Source organism: Streptomyces formicae, from assembly GCF_002556545.1.
Classification (GTDB): Bacteria; Actinomycetota; Actinomycetes; order Streptomycetales; family Streptomycetaceae; genus Streptomyces; species Streptomyces formicae_A.
On sequence record NZ_CP022685.1, the window covers coordinates 1,458,190 to 1,476,339 of the forward strand.

Annotated in this window: 18 protein-coding genes and 1 riboswitch; of the genes, 8 read left to right on the forward strand and 10 right to left on the reverse strand. The window is 72.0% G+C overall.

Going from position 1 to position 18,150, the window contains the following annotated elements; genetic code table 11:
* The first annotated feature begins 231 nt into the window (after positions 1-231).
* On the forward strand, positions 232-882 hold the full coding sequence (locus KY5_RS05930) for a uridine kinase family protein (protein ID WP_098247079.1): 651 nt from the start codon (positions 232-234) through the stop codon (positions 880-882).
* 466 nt (positions 883-1,348) lie between these two features.
* The gene (locus KY5_RS05935; RefSeq protein ID WP_098241213.1) at positions 1,349-3,232 is read left to right on the forward strand and encodes an AAA family ATPase; all 1,884 of its coding nucleotides are present in this window, start codon (positions 1,349-1,351) and stop codon (positions 3,230-3,232) included.
* 35 nt (positions 3,233-3,267) lie between these two features.
* On the opposite strand, the gene KY5_RS05940 is transcribed toward KY5_RS05935, so the two are convergent.
* The 10 genes from KY5_RS05940 to ribD form a co-directional block, all read right to left on the reverse strand.
* On the reverse strand, positions 3,268-4,362 hold the full coding sequence (locus KY5_RS05940) for a hemolysin family protein (RefSeq protein WP_098241214.1): 1,095 nt from the start codon (positions 4,360-4,362) through the stop codon (positions 3,268-3,270).
* Positions 4,359-5,702: a hemolysin family protein gene (locus KY5_RS05945; RefSeq protein ID WP_098241215.1), complete on the reverse strand. Its 1,344-nt coding sequence runs from the start codon at positions 5,700-5,702 to the stop codon at positions 4,359-4,361. The genes KY5_RS05940 and KY5_RS05945 overlap by 4 nt, the downstream gene beginning before the upstream one ends.
* A 198-nt stretch (positions 5,703-5,900) precedes the next feature.
* The gene (locus KY5_RS05950) at positions 5,901-6,350 is read right to left on the reverse strand and encodes a PH domain-containing protein (protein WP_098241216.1); all 450 of its coding nucleotides are present in this window, start codon (positions 6,348-6,350) and stop codon (positions 5,901-5,903) included.
* A 20-nt stretch (positions 6,351-6,370) separates the two neighbouring features.
* Positions 6,371-7,219 carry an ATP phosphoribosyltransferase gene (hisG, locus tag KY5_RS05955; RefSeq protein WP_098241217.1) on the reverse strand — a complete coding sequence of 283 codons (849 nt, stop codon included), beginning with the start codon at positions 7,217-7,219 and terminating at the stop codon, positions 6,371-6,373.
* Positions 7,220-7,273: 54 nt separating this feature from the next.
* A complete protein-coding gene (locus tag KY5_RS05960) occupies positions 7,274-7,546 on the reverse strand; it encodes a phosphoribosyl-ATP diphosphatase (protein ID WP_098241218.1) in 273 nt (90 codons plus the stop codon).
* A 35-nt stretch (positions 7,547-7,581) separates the two neighbouring features.
* A complete protein-coding gene (ribH, locus tag KY5_RS05965) occupies positions 7,582-8,067 on the reverse strand; it encodes a 6,7-dimethyl-8-ribityllumazine synthase (protein ID WP_055547749.1) in 486 nt (161 codons plus the stop codon).
* Positions 8,068-8,099: 32 nt separating this feature from the next.
* Positions 8,100-9,389, reverse strand: a complete 1,290-nt coding sequence (locus tag KY5_RS05970) for a bifunctional 3,4-dihydroxy-2-butanone-4-phosphate synthase/GTP cyclohydrolase II (RefSeq protein WP_098241219.1) — start codon at positions 9,387-9,389, stop codon at positions 8,100-8,102.
* The gene (locus KY5_RS05975) at positions 9,386-9,973 is read right to left on the reverse strand and encodes a nicotinamide mononucleotide transporter family protein (RefSeq protein WP_098247080.1); all 588 of its coding nucleotides are present in this window, start codon (positions 9,971-9,973) and stop codon (positions 9,386-9,388) included. Before KY5_RS05975 ends, KY5_RS05970 begins: the two co-directional genes overlap by 4 nt.
* Positions 9,974-10,029: 56 nt before the next feature.
* Positions 10,030-10,650 (reverse strand): riboflavin synthase, encoded by a 621-nt coding sequence (locus KY5_RS05980; RefSeq protein WP_098241220.1) that lies wholly within the window; start codon positions 10,648-10,650, stop codon positions 10,030-10,032.
* A 1-nt stretch (position 10,651) separates the two neighbouring features.
* Positions 10,652-11,755: a bifunctional diaminohydroxyphosphoribosylaminopyrimidine deaminase/5-amino-6-(5-phosphoribosylamino)uracil reductase RibD gene (ribD, locus tag KY5_RS05985; RefSeq protein WP_098241221.1), complete on the reverse strand. Its 1,104-nt coding sequence runs from the start codon at positions 11,753-11,755 to the stop codon at positions 10,652-10,654.
* Between the two features lie 182 nt (positions 11,756-11,937).
* Positions 11,938-12,068: riboswitch (FMN riboswitch) on the reverse strand.
* A 222-nt stretch (positions 12,069-12,290) separates the two neighbouring features.
* Here ribD and KY5_RS05990 point away from each other — a divergent pair.
* Genes KY5_RS05990 through KY5_RS06015 form a run of 6 tightly spaced genes read left to right on the forward strand, consistent with a single transcriptional unit; the run spans position 12,291 to position 18,133 of the window.
* On the forward strand, positions 12,291-13,079 hold the full coding sequence (locus tag KY5_RS05990) for a 2-oxo acid dehydrogenase subunit E2 (protein ID WP_234362625.1): 789 nt from the start codon (positions 12,291-12,293) through the stop codon (positions 13,077-13,079).
* Positions 13,076-14,104, forward strand: a complete 1,029-nt coding sequence (locus KY5_RS05995) for an alpha/beta fold hydrolase (protein ID WP_098241222.1) — start codon at positions 13,076-13,078, stop codon at positions 14,102-14,104. Before KY5_RS05990 ends, KY5_RS05995 begins: the two co-directional genes overlap by 4 nt.
* Positions 14,105-14,143: 39 nt before the next feature.
* Positions 14,144-15,172: a 3-oxoacyl-ACP synthase III family protein gene (locus tag KY5_RS06000; protein WP_098241223.1), complete on the forward strand. Its 1,029-nt coding sequence runs from the start codon at positions 14,144-14,146 to the stop codon at positions 15,170-15,172.
* A 5-nt stretch (positions 15,173-15,177) separates the two neighbouring features.
* Entirely contained in the window at positions 15,178-17,106 is a 1,929-nt protein-coding gene (locus KY5_RS06005; protein WP_098241224.1) for an HAD-IIIC family phosphatase, read from the forward strand.
* Positions 17,106-17,333: a phosphopantetheine-binding protein gene (locus tag KY5_RS06010; protein WP_234362626.1), complete on the forward strand. Its 228-nt coding sequence runs from the start codon at positions 17,106-17,108 to the stop codon at positions 17,331-17,333. Before KY5_RS06005 ends, KY5_RS06010 begins: the two co-directional genes overlap by 1 nt.
* Positions 17,330-18,133, forward strand: a complete 804-nt coding sequence (locus KY5_RS06015) for a thioesterase II family protein (RefSeq protein WP_098241226.1) — start codon at positions 17,330-17,332, stop codon at positions 18,131-18,133. The genes KY5_RS06010 and KY5_RS06015 overlap by 4 nt, the downstream gene beginning before the upstream one ends.
* The last annotated feature ends 17 nt before the right edge of the window (positions 18,134-18,150 follow it).

Below are 18,150 nucleotides of genomic sequence, written 5' to 3' on the forward strand. Positions count from 1 at the left end.
CGGTCTGCTCGGTCTGCTCGGTCCATGAAGGGACCCCCAGTCGACGTGGTCTCCGGCCGGACGCCGGAAGGTCGGGTCAGGTGCACGGAAGTGGGCCAACTATGGCCGGTCCCCGCCGACTTCTGCCAGCGCTTCGGGCACTGCCGCGCGCATCATTATTGGCCTCTACCAATGGCATGACCTGCGGCGGCGCGCGGAACACATCCTTCCGCGGTCGTACGCTTGCCGATGATGACCAGGCACCCGGACCCACACTCGCGTCCGCACCCGCGCACCGCGCTCCCCCGCCTCGCCGAGGCCCTGCGGGGGCTGCCGCCCTCCTGCGGCCCCGTCCGGCTCGTCGCCGTGGACGGGCACGCGGGCTCGGGGAAGTCGACCTTCGCGCGCCGGCTCGCCGAGGCGCTCGGCGGGGCGCCCGTGCTGCGTCTCGACGACATCGCGAGCCACGACGCCCTGTTCGCCTGGACCGAGCGACTGCGCCGCACCGTCCTGGATCCGCTGGCGCGCGGCGAGACGGCGCATTACGCGGTCTACGACTGGACCGAGCGCCGTTTCGGGCCCGCCGACCGGGAGCTGCCGCCCGCGCCCGTGGTGATCGTCGAGGGGGTCGGCGCGGGCCGCGCGGCGCTGCGCCCCTTCCTCGCCCAGCTGTTGTGGATGGACGTGCCGCAGGAGGAGGCATGGGCGCGGGGACGCCATCGGGACGGACAGGTCCAAAGTGACTTCTGGGACGGATGGGAGCCCGCGGAACTCCGGCACTTCACCGAGGACCCTTCACGGCCGTTCGCTCACCTTTTGGTACGACAGAGTCCCGAGGGATACGAGTTGCTCCAGGGCCCCAATGAGACGCCAGTCGGGACCCAAGTCGTCACACTGAGTTAAGAACCATCGGCGGTCCGCTGAACCTCCGGAAAAGCGCTTCCACTTGCTCCGGCCAGTTTCAGCGAGTGCCCCAACTCTGCTTGACCCAGGGGCCTTACAGGACTTACGTTCTGAATGTGCGGTCCTACGGGACCGCCCGCAGACGCGAAGCCCCCGGTTGTTCCCCCGTGATCGGGGGCTTCGTTCTGCCTTTCGGGCCCGATTTCCGGCTGCCCCGAGCGGCCGTTCGCTCACACTGGGTCACCATCGGGCCCGCTCCCCGGCGGCCCCGCGCGCCCGATCTCGCGGTGCGGCACCCTACGGCCGACCGCTCCCCCGCAGGTACGATGCATCTCGGTGCGCCTTTCGGACGGCTGATGCTCTGCGCGCCGAGTCAACTCCCGTCCGCAGCACGGTGGTTCAGCGAAGTGGCCGACGGGCACCGCCCGGCGGTACGCAAACGGGGGCACGGTTTGTGGGGGACGTGATGGACTTCGACGCGGTGGGCTCACCCGCCCCGGCCGACCTCGCCTGGCTGAGGGGCGTCGACGCCTACACGATGGGCGCCTATCCGCAGGCGGAGGAGGAGTTCCGCACGGCGGTGCGGATGGATCCCGGGATGGCCGACGGCTGGCTCGGGCTGCACGCGCTGCGCATCGACACGACGACGGCGCTCCTTCGGATGTTCCAGCACAGGGAACGCTTCGGGGAGCAGCGCGCCCGGCACACGCGGACCCTCAATTCCTGGTACTGGCTGGGCTGGTGGGTCCAGCCCGTCCTGGAGAGCACCCGCGACCTGCTGCTCGCGCACGCCTCGCACTGGCTGGACGGACGCCACGTGCCCGAGCTCGACCGGGCGCTCGCCGGACTGCCGCCGGTCGACGCGGATCCGCAGGTGCGCTTCCTGCACGCCTGCCGGTCCTACCTGGTCAAGGACTGGGACCAGTTGGTGCGCCACACCGACTCGCTGATCGACGATCCGATGCTGGGCATCGAGGCCGGTCTCTTCGGCGGCATGGCCCGGGTACGCCTGGAGATGTACGGCCAGGCGGATCCGCTCCTGTCGGCCGCCCTGATGCGCTGCCGCAGCGAGCAGCCGCAGCGCAAGGAGCTGCGCTACTGGCTGGCCCGCGCGCACGAGGGCACCGGACGCTCGGCTGCGGCCCTGCCGCTGTACCGCGCGGTGCACCGCGTCGACCCCGCCTTCATGGACACCTCCGCGCGGCTCGCGGCGATCGCCGAGGGCGACGGGTACGACGAGGCGGCCGACCTGGCCGCCGCGATCAGCCTGGCGGGGGCGGGACCCGACCTGCTCGAAGGGCCCGAGGGCATCGAGCCGCTGTTCGGCGCCGAGGGCCGGGACCTGAAGGTCACCGACCCCGAACCGCCGCCGGGCGGCGGGCCTCCCGGGCCTTCGGGTACCGACGCGGTCCGCGAGAAGGCGGTCATCCCGATCAAGGCGGGCACGCCCCAGCTGCCACCGGGGCCCACCGACCCCGCGCTCCTGGAGGCCGCGCTCGCCGAGCTGGAGCGCATGGTCGGCCTCGAACCGGTCAAACGCCAGGTCAAGGCGCTCTCCGCGCAGTTGAACATGGCACGGCTGCGGGCGGCGCAGGGCCTGCCCGTCCAGCCGCCGAAACGACACTTCGTCTTCTCAGGACCCTCGGGCACCGGCAAGACCACCGTGGCCCGCATCCTCGGCCGGGTCTTCTACGCGCTCGGACTGCTCGGCGGCGACCACCTGGTGGAGGCGCAGCGCGCCGATCTGGTCGGCGAGTACCTGGGCCAGACCGCGGTGAAGGCCAACGAGCTGATCGACTCGGCGATCGGCGGCGTCCTCTTCGTCGACGAGGCGTACTCCCTGTCCAACTCGGGCTACGGCAAGGGCGACGCGTACGGCGACGAGGCCCTCCAGGTCCTCCTCAAACGCGCCGAGGACAACCGCGACCACCTCGTGGTGATCCTGGCCGGTTACCCCGAGGGCATGGACCGGCTGCTCGCCGCCAACCCCGGACTCTCCTCGCGCTTCACGACCCGCGTGGACTTCCCCTCGTACCGCCCCTTGGAACTCACCTCCATCGGCGAGGTGCTGGCGGCCGACAACGGAGACGTGTGGGACGAGGAGGCACTCGAAGAGCTGCGGTCCATCAGCGGGCACGTCGTCGACCAGGCGTGGATCGACGAGCTCGGCAACGGCCGCTTCCTGCGCACGCTGTACGAGAAGAGCTGCGCCTACCGCGACCTGCGCCTGTCCGGCTATCCGGGCGCCCCCGACCGCGACGACCTGTCGACGCTGCGCCTGCCGGACCTGATGCAGGCGTACGGAGAGGTGCTCTCGGGGCGGGGACCGCAGAACCCGTCCGGCATCTGAGGACGGACGGGTTCTGAGGGCACGCTCCAGCCGGTTCAGCCCACGAGGGCGCCGCCGCGTGCCTCCCGGGCCCCGGTGGCCCGTCGCTCCTGCGCCGTGCGGGGCACCGCGACCCGGTGCGCGGGGTCGCGGACCTCGCCGACCAGGAGTTCCAGGACGTCCTCCAGGGCGACCAGGCCGAGCACCTTGCCCGCGCCGTCGGCGACCTGCGCGAGATGCGTCGCGGCGCGGCGCATCACGGTCAGGGCGTCGTCCAGCGGGAGTTCGGCCCGCAGGGTCGTCATCGGGCGCCACACCTGCTGCGGCACGGCCCGGTCCGTCTCCTCCAGGTCGAGGACGTCCTTCACGTGGAGGTAGCCCATGAAGGCGCCGTTCTCCGCGCGGACCGGGAAGCGCGAGTAGCCGGTACGCCCCGTGAGTTCGACGACCTGGCCCGGGGTGACCGAGGGGCCCACGGTGATCAGGGAAGCGCCGTCGAGCAGGACGTCCGTCACCGGGCGCGAGCCCAGTTCGAGGGCGTCCTCGAGGCGCTCCTGCTCCTCGGGGTCGAGCAGGCCCGCCTGGCCCGAGTCCTCGACGAGGCGGTTCAGCTGCTCGCTGGTGAAGACCGCCTCGACCTCGTCCTTGGGCTCCACCCCGAAGACCTTGAGGACGACCTTGGCGCAGGCGCCGAGCGCCACCGTCACCGGACGGCACAGACGCGCGAAGGCGACGAGCCCCGGGCTGAACCAGAGCGCGGTCTTCTCCGGCGCCGCCATCGCGAGGTTCTTCGGGACCATCTCGCCGATGACGAGGTGGAGGAAGACGACGACGGCGAGCGCGATCACGTAGCCGAGCGGGTGGATCATGCCGTCGGGCAGGTGGACCGCCTCGAAGAGCGGCTCCAGGAGATGCGCGACGGTCGGCTCGGCGACCGCGCCGAGCGTCAACGAGCAGACGGTGATGCCGAACTGGGCGGCCGCCATCATCTGCGGCAGGTGTTCGAGGCCGTAGAGGACCTGGCGGGCCCGCTTGGAATCCAGCGGCTCGATCTGGCTGCGGCGTACGGAGACGAGCGCGAACTCGGCGCCCACGAAGAAGCCGTTGGCAAGCACGAGCAGGACGGCGAACAGGAGTTGCAGCAGGCTCATCGGACCGCCTCCGCGACGGACGTGCGGGCCGGGGTGTGCGAGGTGGCGACGATCCTGACGCGCTCGGCGCGGTAGTGCCCCACCTGGCGCACCGCGAGCCGCAGGCCCGGGAGTTCGGCGCGGTCGCCGGGGGCGGGGATGCGGCCGAGCAGATCGGCGACGAGTCCGGCCACCGTCTCGTAGGGACCTTCGGGCACGTCGAGCCCGACGCGCCGCAGCGTGTCGACGCGGCAGCTGCCGTCGGCGTCCCAGGCGGCCCCGCCGTCCTCGGGCGGCGCGGGGCTGAGCTCGGGCGCGTCGTGCAGGTCGTGCTCGTCGCGGACCTCGCCGACGAGTTCCTCGACGATGTCCTCCAGGGTGACGACGCCCGCCGTGCCGCCGTACTCGTCGACGACGACCGCGATGGGCTGTTCGTTGCGCAGCCGCCCGAGCAGGGGCTGCACGGGCAGCGTCTGGGGGACGAGCAGCGGGGACTGCGCGATGCGGCTCACGGGCGTCCTGAGGCGCTCGTGGGCGGAGACCGCGAGGGCGTCCTTGAGGTGCACCATGCCGACGATCTCGTCGATCCGCTCGCGGTAGACGGGGAAGCGGGACAGGCCGGTGGCCCTGGTCAGGTTCACCACGTCCTCGGCGGTCGCCGACGACTGGAGGGCGCTGACCTTCACGCGCGGCGTCATGACGTGCTGCGCGGTCAGTTCGGCGAGCGAGAGGGTGCGGACGAAGAGGTCGGCGGTGTCCTGCTCCAGGGCGCCGGCCTGCGCCGAGTGCCGCGCCAGGGAGACGAGTTCACCGGGGGTGCGGGCGGACGCCAGCTCCTCGGCGGGCTCGACGCCCAGGGCGCGTACGAGACGGTTGGCCACCGCGTTGAGCAGGGCGATCACCGGTCGGAAGAGCCGCGAGAAGGCGTGCTGCGGGCCCGCGACGAACCGCGCGACCTGCAACGGCCTGGACACCGCCCAGTTCTTGGGCACCAGCTCGCCGATCACCATCTGCACGGCGGAGGCGAGGAGCATGCCGACCACCACGGCGACCCCGCCGACCGCGCCCCGGGGGACGCCGATCGCCGTGAACGGTCCCGCGAGCAGGCGTGCGAGGGCCGGTTCGGCGAGCATGCCGACGACGAGCGAGGTGATGGTGATGCCGAGTTGGGTGCCGGAGAGCTGGAAGGACAGCTCCTTGAGGGCACCGACGACCGTACGGGCCCGACGGTCGCCGTCGGCCGCGGCCTTCTCCGCGTCGGGCCGTTCCACGGTGACGAGGCCGAACTCGGCCGCCACGAAGAAGCCGTTGGCGAGAATCAGCAGGAATGCCGCCCCGAGGAGCAGCAAGGGGACTGTCATGCCGCCGCCTCCCCGGTCGTGCCGGTCCCGGTATGTCGGGAGGGGGCGGCGCAGGTACTACAGGACGATCCGTCCATCGCCGGAGGGAGTCACTCCTCGGGTAGCAGGAGCCCCTGGGGTCCTGGCGGGCCCGGCAGGGGCGGGGCGGCACACCATGCGTGCCCCGCCACCAGATTAATCAAGACCGGGCGCGCGGCGTCAGTCCCCGCGAGGCGCCCGGGCGTCGACGAGGGCGCGCAGGGCGCGGGCGTCGCCGATGGCCTGCTGCCTGGCGATGCCGGGCTGGATGCCGAGGGCGGGCAGGCTGGTGCCGTCGCTGAGGTTCAGGAACACCCAGGGGTCGCCCGGGCGGAGGTTGACCTGCACGATCTCGGCCCAGGCCAGGCGTCGGCTGGTGGCGATGTTGACGACGGTGACGCCGGAGTCGTCGGCGACCACCTTGGGCCTGCTGAGCAGCACGAGCACGCCGCAGAGCAGCGCGCCGGTGAAGACGAAGCTGGTCCGCTCCCCCGGGCTGAGGGTGGGCAGCAGGAAGGCGACGACCGTGAGGACCACGAACATCGCGGCGCCCGCGGTGAGCAGGACGGCCCGGGTCCGCGTCGGCCGGAAGGTGACGGGCAGGGCGGGCGGGGCGGAAGCGTCAGTCATGGCGGGGGTCTCCTGCCGGGTCAGAGGCGGCAGGCGTGGATGGCGGTGGTCAGGATGGCCCGCGCGCCGATGGCGTACAGGTCGTCCATGATCCGCTGGGCCTCCTTGGCGGGCACCATGGAGCGGACGGCCACCCAGCCCTCGTTGTGCAGCGGGGAGATGGTCGGCGACTCCAGGCCCGGGGTGAGGGCGACGGCCTGCTCCAGGTGCTCGGCGCGGCAGTCGTAGTCCATCATCACGTACGACCTGGCGACCAGGACGCCCTGGAGGCGGCGCAGGAACTGCTGCACCTTGGGGTCGTCCGCGTCGGCGCCCGCGCCCCGGATGACGACCGCCTCGGACTTCATGATCGGCTCGCCGAACACCTCCAGGCCCGCGTTCCGCAGCGAGGTGCCGGTCTCCACGACGTCCGCGATGACCTGGGCGACGCCCAGCTCGATGGCGGTCTCGACGGCGCCGTCCAGGTGGACGACGGAGGCGTCGATCCCGCTGTTCGCGAGGTGCTTGGCGACGATTCCCTCGTACGAGGTGGCGACGGTCTTGCCCGCCAGGTCCTCGATGCCGTTCGCGGTGCCGGGCTTGGCGGCGAAGCGGAAGGTGGAGCGGGCGAAGCCGAGCGGCAGGATGACCTCGGCGTCGGCGCCGGAGTCGATCAGGAGGTCCTGTCCGGTGATGCCGATGTCGAGCTTGCCCGCCGACACGTAGATCGCGATGTCCTTGGGGCGCAGGTAGAAGAACTCGACCTCGTTGTCCGGGTCGACCAGGACGAGTTCCTTGGACTCCTTGCGCTGCTGGTATCCGGCCTCATGGAGCATCGCCGACGCAGGTCCGGACAGTGAACCCTTGTTGGGGACGGCGATGCGCAGCATGAGGTCGGATTCCTTTGCGTGATGGGTGAGTTGGGCGAGCCGGTGGTGCGGGGCTCAGAGGTGGGCGTACACGTCGTCGAGGGAGATGCCGCGGGCGATCATCATCACCTGGATGTGGTAGAGGAGCTGCGAGATCTCCTCGGCGGCGGCTTCCTTGCCCTCGTGCTCGGCGGCCATCCACACTTCGGCGGCCTCCTCGACGACCTTCTTGCCGATGGCATGGACGCCCTTGTCGACCAGCTCGGCGGTGCGGGAGGTCGCGGGGTCGCCGTTGACGGCCTTGTGCTGGAGCTCGGCGAAGAGCTCCTCGAAAGTCTTCTTGGACATGATGCCGTTCACTCTACGCGGCTGACCGGCGCCGCTCAGCGCCAGGGTTCGGAGACGGTGCGCAGCGTGGTCGCGGTGGCCACGGCCGCGGTGACCGCTTCGTGCCCCTTGTCCTCGCGGGATCCCTCGATGCCCGCGCGGTCCAGGGCCTGCTCCTCGGTGTCGCAGGTCAGCACGCCGAAGCCGATCGGCACTCCGGTGTCCACGGAGACCTGGGTGAGGCCCTGGGTGACGCCCTGGCACACGTACTCGAAGTGCGGTGTGCCGCCGCGGATGACGACGCCGAGCGCGACGATCGCGTCGTAGCCGCGTCCCGCGAGGACCTTGGCGACGACCGGCAGCTCGAAGCTGCCCGGCACGCGCAGGACCGTCGGCTCGCTGATGCCGAGCTCGTGCAGGGCGCGCAGGGCGCCGTCCACCAGGCCGTCCATGACCTTCTCGTGCCACTGCGCGGCGATCACCGCGACCCGCAGGTCGCCGCAGTTCTTCACGCTCAGTTCGGGTGCACCCTTGCCGCTCACGCGCTTCTCCTGGTCGCTCTCGTAGGGAGTTGTTACTGGTTTCCGCAGGCCGAGGCACCGGGGGTGTCCAGCCACGGCAGGTCGTGACCCATGCGGTCCCGCTTGGTGCGCAGGTAGCGCAGGTTGTGCTCACCGGCCTTGACGGGCATGGGCTCGCGCCCGGTGACCTTCAGGCCGTGCCGCAGGACCGCGGCGGTCTTGTCGGGGTTGTTGGTCATCAGCCGGACGCTGCGTACGCCGAGGTCGTCGAGGATCCGGGCGCCCGCGCCGTAGTCCCTGGAGTCGGCGGGCAGGCCGAGCTCCAGGTTGGCGTCCAGGGTGTCGCTGCCGCGCTCCTGGAGCTCGTAGGCGCGCAGCTTGGAGAGCAGGCCGATGCCGCGCCCCTCGTGGCCGCGCAGATAGACGACGACGCCGCGGCCCTCCTCGGTGACGCGCCGCATGGACGCCTCCAGCTGCGGGCCGCAGTCGCAGCGCAGCGAGTGGAAGATGTCGCCGGTGAGGCACTCGGAGTGCAGCCGGGCCAGGACGTCGTCGCCCTCGCCGATGTCGCCGTGCACGAGGGCGACGTGCTCGACGCCGTCGACGGTGGAGCGGTAGCCGTACGCCGTGAAGTCGCCGAAGGCGGTGGGGAGACGGACCTCGGCCTCGCGGCGGACGGTCGGCTCCGAGGAGCGGCGGTAGGCGATCAGGTCCTCGATGGAGATGATCGTCAGGCCGTGCTTGCGGGCGAAGGGGACCAGCTCGGGAAGGCGCAGCATCTTCCCGTCCTCGCCCGCGATCTCCACGATGGCCCCGGCGGGGCGAAGACCGGCGAGCCTGGCGAGGTCGACGGCGGCCTCGGTGTGGCCGTTGCGCACGAGCACGCCGCCGGGCCTGGCACGCAGCGGGAAGATGTGCCCCGGGCGCACGAAGTCGTCCGCCGCGGCCTCGCCGCCCGCCAGGAGGCGGAGCGTGGTGGCGCGGTCGGCGGCGGAGATACCGGTGCTGACGCCGTGGGCCGCCGAGGCGTCGACGGAGACGGTGAAGGCCGTGCTCATCGACTCGGTGTTGTGCTCGACCATCTGCGGCAGGCGGAGCCGGTCGAGCTCGTCGGCCTCCATGGGCGCGCAGATCAGGCCCCGGCACTCGCTCATCATGAAGGCGACGATCTCGGGGGTCGCCTTCTCCGCGGCGATGACGAGGTCGCCCTCGTTCTCGCGGTCCTCGTCGTCGACGACCACGACGGGTCGGCCCGCCGCGATGTCGCGGACGGCCTGCTCGACGGGGTCGAGGGAGAGGTCTTCGGCGTTGTCCGTGCTGTACCAGACCGGTGCCACACTCATGCCGGGGCTCCTTCCATGACGGGCTGAGAGGCCGCCGCGCGGGAGCGCAGCCACCAGTCGCGCATGCCCCACAGGACGAGGGCGAGGTAGACGACGTAGACCAGGCCGGAGAAGGCCAGGCCGCTGCTGAAGGCGAGCGGCACGCCGACCACGTCGACGAGCAGCCAGGCGAACCAGAATTCGACGAGCCCGCGGGCCTGGGCGACCATCGCGGCGAGCGTGCCGACGAAGATGTAGGCGTCCGGCCAGGGGTTCCAGGACAGGTCGGGGACGGCGCTGAACAGGGCGCCGACGGCGAGCGTGCCGACCGCGGTGCCCGCGAGCAGGACGCCCCGCTCCTTCCAGGTGGCGAAGCGGATGGCGATGGAGCCGTCCTGCGCCTGCTGCCTGCCGCGCGTCCACTGCCGCCAGCCCCACAGCGCGACGCCGATGACGAGGAGCTGCTTGCCGACGCCGCCGGAGAGCTGCGCGGAGGCGTACGCGGCGACGAGGATGACGCCGGAGAGGAACTGGGCGGGCCAGGTCCAGATCGAGCGCCGCCAGCCGAGCGCGAGGGCGACGAGGCCGACGGTGTTACCGATCATGTCGGACCACAGGATGTGCTGGTCGAAGGCCGTGAAGGCTTCGGAGTTGAGCCAGTTCACTGGGTGGTCTCCCGTTCCGGGACCTGGGCGCGGTCGCCGAGGAGGCGCTCCACGTACTTGGCGATGATGTCGACCTCGAGGTTGACCGGGTCGCCGGGCTGCTTGATGCCGAGCGTGGTCAGCGCGAGGGTCGTGGGGATCAGGCTGATGGTGAAGTGGTCGGGGCCCGCGTCGACCACGGTGAGGCTGACGCCGTCGACCGTGATGGAGCCCTTCTCCACGACGTAGCGGGAGAGGTCGGCGGGGAGCGAGACCTTGACGATCTCCCAGTTCTCGGACGGCTTGCGCTCGACGATCTCGCCGGTGCCGTCGACGTGGCCCTGCACGATGTGGCCGCCCAGGCGCGCGCCGACCGAGGTGGGGCGCTCCAGGTTGACGCGGGAGCCGACGGTGAGCGCGCCGAGGCTGGAGCGGTTCAGGGTCTCGGCCATCACGTCGGCGGTGAACTCGTCGCCCTCGTGCTCCACGACGGTCAGACAGACGCCGTTGACGGCGATGGAGTCGCCGTGTTTCGCCCCCTCGGTCACCACGGGGCCGCGCAGACGGAAGCGGGAGGCGTCGGGGAGGTTCTCGACGGCGGTGATCTCGCCCAGCTCTTCGACGATTCCGGTGAACACGTCAGTGCTCCTTCGCTACGAGGGTCGCGGTGATGCGCAGGTCGGGGCCGATGCGCACGGTCTCGCTCATGTCGAGCCGCAACGCTTCGGTGAGGGTGGTGATTCCGCCGCCGGTCAGGGCGGCGGTGCCCGCGCCGAGCAGGACGGGGGCGAGATAGCCGATGACGCGGTCGACGGCGCCCGCGGCGACGAAGGCACCGGCGAGCGTCGGGCCGCCTTCCAGGAGCACGGAGCGCACCCCGCGCGCGTGCAGCACGTCGAGGAGGGCCGGGATGTCCAACCCGCCCTCCGCGCGCGGCAGTCGGACGGTCTCCACGGCTTCGTACGCCACGGCTTCGTACGCGGGGGTGACGTCATCGGCGACGGCGATCAGTGTCGGCGCCGCGTCGTCCAGGACGCGGGCGCCGGGCGTGACGGCGGTGCCGTTCGTGTCGAGGACGACGCGCAGCGGCTGGGTCGCGCCCTCGATGCCGCGTACGGCGAGGTGCGGGTCGTCGGCGCGCTGGGTGCCCGAGCCGACCACGACCGCGTCGCACTCGGCGCGCAGCCGGTGGACGTCGGCGCGGGACTCGGCGGAGGTGATCCAGCGGCTCGTGCCGTCGGCCGCGGCGCTGCGGCCGTCGAGGGTGGCGGCGTACTTCCAGGTGACGTGGGGGCGGCCGAGCCGCACGGAGGTCAGCCAGGCGGCGTTCCCCTCGGCGGCCTCGGCCTCCAGGAGGCCCTGCTCCACGTCGATCCCCGCCGCGCGCAGGGTGTGCGCGCCGCCGGTCGCGGTGGGGTTGGGGTCGCCGACCGCGAACACGACGCGGGCGATCCCGGCGTCGATGAGGGCCTGCGCGCAGGGGCCCGTGCGGCCGGTGTGGTTGCAGGGTTCGAGAGTGACGAGGGCGGTGCCGCCGCGGGCCCGCTCACCGGCCGCGCGCAGGGCGTGCACCTCGGCGTGCGGGCCGCCCGCGCGCTGGTGCCAGCCCTCGCCGACGGTCTCGCCCGCGGCGTCGAGGACGACGCAGCCGACGACCGGATTGGGGCTCGTGGTTCCGATACCGAGCGCTGCGAGCGCGAGCGCGCGCCGCAAGGCGGCTGCTTCGGTTACGGCGGTGGCCACCGGGTCCTCCTGCCTCTTCGGGCACGGACTCCGGGGCCTGTCGATGACGACAGAACGTACGGACGAGCACACCGGGAGCGACGCCTGCGCCGGAATGACACCTGTCCCCGGGAAATCCCGAGAACCGTCCCTGGGAAAGCCAGGAACGAGCCACTACGACGGCGTGCACGGATGCCCGCCCGCCGCGCACTGCCTCCCATCCGGACTTTCACCGTCGGTCCAGGAATTTCACCTGGTCAACCGGTCGCTGGAGGCGATCGGGTCGCGGACTGTAACCGCCGGTTCGGAATTACACCGACCCCGGAGTGCGCTGCTTCTGGTACGAGGCCAGTGTGCCACGCCTGATCGTCGGCCAGGTGAGTGAGCGCCTGTGGCCTGGCTCACAGGGGTCCGGCCGGGTCGGGGGCGCCGAGCCACCGGTCCCCGGGCGCTAAGCACTCACTTAGGTCAGCTTTAGAGATCCTCCCCAGACTCCTGGAGACCGGCCCGGGCCAGAGGCGCCCGCCGCCACGGGAGCCTGGGAGGAATCCTCTCCGTGAACACTCCGAACGTCCGTCCGTCCCCACCGGCGCGGGAGCGCCTGCACACGCTCTACTTCCTGGCCGGCATCCGGTCGTTCTCGCCCGTCCACCTGGACACCGACGTCGAGATGGACGGGGTGCTCGCGCACCGCGCGGCCACGGCCACCGAGGCGGGGCGCTACTCCGTGGTGACCTACGTGCTGCACACCGCCGCGCGGGTGCTCAAGGAGCATCCGCACGCGAACGCGGCCCTGCACGGCCGGTTCCGGCCGAGGGTCGCCGAGTACGCGTCGGTCAACGGCAAGCTCGCGCTCGACGCGACGCTGGCCGGGCGGCGCGTGGTGCTCTCCACGGTCTTCCCCGGCCTCGAACGCGCCGACCTGGACGAGATCCAGCGTCAGGTGAACCACTACCGGGACGCGGACGCCGACACGATGCCCGAGTTCGCCGGGGTGCGCGCGCTGCACAAGGTGCCGCGCTGGCTCGGCGGGCGGCTCTTCCGGCGCACGGTGGGCCCGCTCTCGGCACGGGCGGAGCGGCTCGGCACCTTCTCGGTGTCCTCGCTCGGCCACCGGCCCGTGGACGGATTCCACTCGGTCGGCGGCACCACCGTGACGCTCGGCGTGGGGCGCATCGCCGATCGGCCCGTGGTGCGGGACGGCGCGGTGGTCGTCGCCCCCGTCATGCGCCTCAGCCTCACCTTCGACCACCGCGTGATCGACGGTGCGGAGGCCGCGGACGTGCTCGGCGAGATCAAGGACGGGCTCGAGGGCTACAAGCCCACAGGGGGAGAAGGATCATGAACGACATCGCGGAACTCAAGCAGTTCATCACCGTCCACGCCAAGGCCCAGAACCTGCCGCAGGAGCTGTACGAGGGCGTTCTGGAGCGGGTGAGTCACGACGGTCGGGGGCCGGGCTCCTGGGCGCACGAGTGGTCGGCGGCCGCCGAGCGGCTGCAAGGCGACGACAGTCAGCTGCTGCTCGCGTTCCTCTGCCACAACATGGCCAGGTTCCCCTTCGTGGACGGGCCCGCGCGCCAGGACGCCGAGGCGGCTCGGCTCGCCGTCTTCGAGCGGTGGCGGCAGTCGCAGAAGGATGTCGAGCCGGTCCATGTCGCCCTGGCGGGCGGCGAGTTCACGGCGTGGGCCAGCGGTCTCGACACCGCGGCGAGCAAGCCGCTGCTCGTCGTGATGGGCGGCATCGTGAGCACCAAGGAGCAGTGGGCGCCGATCCTGCTCCAGGCCGAACTGCTCGGCATGGCCATGGTGGTGACCGAACTGCCCGGCGTGGGCGGGAACACGCTGCCGTACGACGTGGACGGCTGGCGGATGCTGCCCGCCCTGCTCGACGCGGTCGCCGACCGGGCCGACGTCTCCCGGACGTACGCCGTGGCCAACAGCTTCAGCGGGCACCTGGCGCTGCGCGCCGCGACCCGGGACGAACGGCTGCGCGGCATCGTCACGACCGGCGCGCCCGTCAGCGACTTCTTCACGGACGCCGCGTGGCAGGGGCAGTTGCCCCGGATCACGGTGGACACCCTCGTCCGGCTGACCGGCGCCGCGCCCGGGCGGCTGCACGAGGTGCTGCGCGCCTGGGCGCTGACCGACGCGGAGCTGTCCGGCCTGGAGATCCCGGTCGCCTACACCGCGAGCCTGCGCGACGAGATCATCCCCGCCGGTGACGTCGACGCGCTGAAGAAGCACGTGCGCGGGCTGAGCCTCAACGAGTTCGACGACGTCCACGCCTCGCCCGCGCACGTCGAGCAGACCATGCAGTGGACCGTCGAGTCCCTGATCAAGATGCTCGCCGACCCCGCGTCGGCATGACCACCTCCCCCGTACACCACCCCTGAGAGAGGCGACAGGATGGACGTCGCAGACATACACATCCTCTCGGTCGGCACCGCGCTCCCCGGTCCTCCGGTGGACAACGCGACGCTGGCCGGGCACTTCGGCATGGGCGACATCTGGGAGCAGTGGATCGACGCGTTCGTCGGCACCCGCACCCGGCACCTCGCCGTCGACCTGGAGTCCGGGCAGGTCAGCCACTCGCTGGCCGATCTCGGCGAGAGCGCGGCGCGCCAGGCCCTCGAGCGGGCCGGGCTCGACCCCATCGACATCGACGTGGTGGTGCTCAACACCGCGACGCCCGACCAGCTCATGCCGACCACGGCGAACATCGTCGCGGACCGGCTCGGCATCAACAACATCCCCACCTATCAGGTGCAGTCGGGCTGCTCGGGCGCCGTGCAGGCCATCGAGCTCGGGCGGCTGCTGCTGCTCGCGGGCGGCCACCGCACGGCGCTCGTCATCGGCGGCGACCTCTGCGCACGGTTCTTCGACCCCAAGACCGACCTCAACGCGCTGCCGCCGGGCGAGCTGGTGAACATGGTGCTGTTCGGGGACGGCGCGGGCGCGGTCGTGCTCAGCACCGAGCCGACGCCCGGCGCGACCCTGCTGCGCTCCCCCGTCAGCCGGTTCACCGGTCTGGGGCGGGCCCCGGGGCAGGCCCTCGAATGGTTCGGCGCCACCGACCAGGACGGCAGGCCGTTCGCGGTGGAGGACTACAAGGCCATCGAGGAGCACGTGCCCGAGATGGCCGCCGAGATCCTCGACGAGCTCCTGGACGAACTGGACTGGGACCGCGCCGACCTCACCCATCTGCTGCCGCCCCAGCTCTCCGGGAAGATGACCCGGACGATCATGGAACGGCTCGGCGACCTGCCCCTGCGCGAGATCAGCTGCGTCGCCGACACCGGCAACACCGGCAACGGCCTGCCCTACCTCCAACTGGAGCGCGCGGTGGCCGAGATGGGGCCCGGCGACCGGGCCATCGGCATCGCGATCGAGTCCAGCAAGTGGATCACCTCCGGCTACGCCCTCGAAAGGCTCTGACCCGCATGTCCGAGGAACTGTCCGAGCTGCACCGGCAGGGCCGCGTCGCCGCCGCGTACCCGCGGGTGCGCGCCTTGCTCGCCGAGGCGGGTGATGCCGGGCTGCGCCGCGCGGGGCAGCTGCTGGCCCGTACCGACCCGGACGACGTGCTGCGCGAGCACCCGGGCACGCCCGTGGTGTCCGTGGCCGTGACCGGCAACAGCGTCGTGTCCGGGCTCGTCGCGCCCATGACGGCCGAACTCGCCCGGCACGGGCTCCTGTTGCGGCCGCACGTCGCCGACTTCAACTCCTACGTCTTCGACCTCTCCGACCCCGGCAGCGAGCTGTACGCGGCCGGAGCCGACCTGGTGGTCTGCGCCCTCGACGCCAGCGTCGTCTTCGACGAGGTGCCCGTCCAGTGGCGTCCCGACGACGTCGAACGCGTCTTCGCGGGCAAGGTCGAACTGCTCGCCAAGCTCGCCGCGACCTTCGCCTCCGTCGGGCGCGGCACGCTGGTGCTCAACACCCTGCCGCTGCCGCGCGAGCGGGCCGCCGAACTCGTCGGGCACCGCGACCGCGCGCTGCTCGGCGCCGTGTGGCGCGAGGCCAACGCGCGCCTGCTGCGCCTGGCCGCCGACCAGCCCTCGCTCGCGGTCCTGGACCTGGAGCCGCTGCTCTCCACCGGGCTCCCGCTGCGCGACGCGCGCCTCGGCACCTACGCCAAGACCCAGTTCTCCCCCGAGATCACCGCACGCTACGCACGCGAACTGGCCCATCTGGCGCGCGGGTTGACGGGCCGGGCCAAGAAGGCCCTCGTCCTCGACCTGGACAACACCACCTGGGGCGGGATCCTCGGCGACGACGGGATCGAGGGCATCGAGGTCGCGGGCAGCTACCGGGGCGAGGCGTTCCGCGCCCTGCAACGGACGGCCAAGCAGCTCGCCGCGCAGGGCGTGCTGCTCGCCGCGGTCAGCAAGAACGACATCGAGCCCGTGACGCAGGTCCTGCGCGAGCACCCCGACATGACGCTGCGCGAGGACGACTTCGTGCGCGTCGTCGCCAACTGGGCGCCCAAGCACGAGAACCTGCGCGCGCTCGCCGCCGATCTCAACCTGGGCATCGACAGCTTCGTGTTCGCCGACGACAGCGCGTACGAATGCGGTCTGGTGCGCAGGGAGCTGCCCGAGGTCACCGTCCTGCACCTGGACGACGACCCCGCCCTGCACGTGGAGCGCGTCCTCGCGGACGACTGGTTCGCGGTCCCCGACGTCACCACGGACGACCTCAAGCGCCCCGAGCGCTACCGCGAGGAGCTGGTCCGCAAGGACTTCCTGGACAGCTTCTCCTCGCTGGAGGACTATCTGCGCGAGCTGGAGGTCAGCGTCGAGCTGGCCGCCGCGCGCCCGGCCGACCTGGCCAGGGTCTCCCAGATCACCCTGCGCACCAACCAGTTCAACCTCACCACGCGGCGGCTCCAGCAGGGCGACGTCGAGGCGCTCGCGGACTCCCCCGACGCCCATGTGCTCACCATCCGCTCCAGCGACAGGTTCGGTGACAACGGCGTGGTCGGGGCGGTCCTCGTCGCCGCCGACGGGCCCGTGTGGCGCATCGACAACTTCCTGCTCAGCTGCCGGGTGTTCTCCCGTGGCATCGAGCAGACCTGCCTGAGCGCGGTGCTCGAACACGCCCGTGACCACGGCGCGCGGGAGGTCGTCGCCGAGTACCGGGCCTCCGCCAAGAACCGCAAGGTCCGCGACTTCTACCCGCGCAACGGCTTCGTGGCGCGGGCCGGAGACGACGCCGAGGGTGCTTCCGCGGACGCCTCCGAGGACGTGCTCCTCTTCCGCCACGACCTGGCCGAGATCGCCGGACCGCCCGCGCACGTCCGGCTCACCCGAGCAATCACCCGATCCGACGCCCCGTCCATCGAGGACCCCGAAGGGAACCGACCGTGATGACCATTGACGAGTTCGTCGATCTTGTGGGGGACGAGACCGGGCTGCCGGTCACCACCGACGACGCGGCCACCGGCTTCGACCAACTGCCCGGCTGGGACTCCCTCCAACTGCTCGTGCTGCTCACCGCGCTCGAACGCGAGACGGGCCGCAGGGTCTCCCTGCCCGAGGTGCTCGAGTCGGGGAGCCTGGCGGACATCTACCGCGTGGTGACGGCGGCGGCATGACCGCCCGCGCGGGATACGCCCCCGAAGGCACCGCGTACCTGCTGCCGCGACAGCCGGACCCGGGCTCGGCCCGGATCCGGCTGCTCTGCTTCCACCACGCGGGCGGGGCCGCGTCCCTCTTCGCGGGCTGGCAGCGGGCGTTCCACGCCGACGACGTCGCGGTCGTGCCCGTGCAGCTGCCGGGGCGCGAGCACCTGTCCGACCACCCCGCACACCGCGACGCGGCCGAGCTCGTCGCCGGTCTCGACGCCGGGCTCGGCCCGCTGCTCGACCTGCCGCACGCCTTCTACGGGCACAGCATGGGCGGTCTGATCGCGCACGCACTCGCCGACCACAGGCACCGCAGGGGCGCGCGGACACCGGAGCTGCTCGCGGTGGGCGCGATGTCCGCCCCGCACCTGGAGCGGCCGGTGGCGGCGGTGCGGGGCGCGTCGGACACGGAACTCGTCCAGTGGATGATCGAGGTCGGCGGGGTGCCCGACCTCGTCCTGCGCTATCCGCAGTGGCTGGCGAAGGCCGCGGCGCTGCTCCGCGCCGATCTGCTGCTCGGCGGCGACTCCGCCGGCCTGGCGCGCGACAGCGTGCCGCTGCCCTGCCCGATCCACGTGCTCACCGGCTCCCGCGACCCCCTCCTCACCCCGGAGGGGGCCGCCGCGTGGGCCCGCTACACCACCGCAGGCTGCCGGGTGCACGAGATGCCCGGCGGCCATTTCTTCACCAGGGAACACAGCGGGGCGGTGACCGGGCTTCTCAGCAGGCTGCTCGCCGCCCGCCCCGGCAAAGGAGTTGAGCGCCCGTGACGGGCAACACCGCAGGC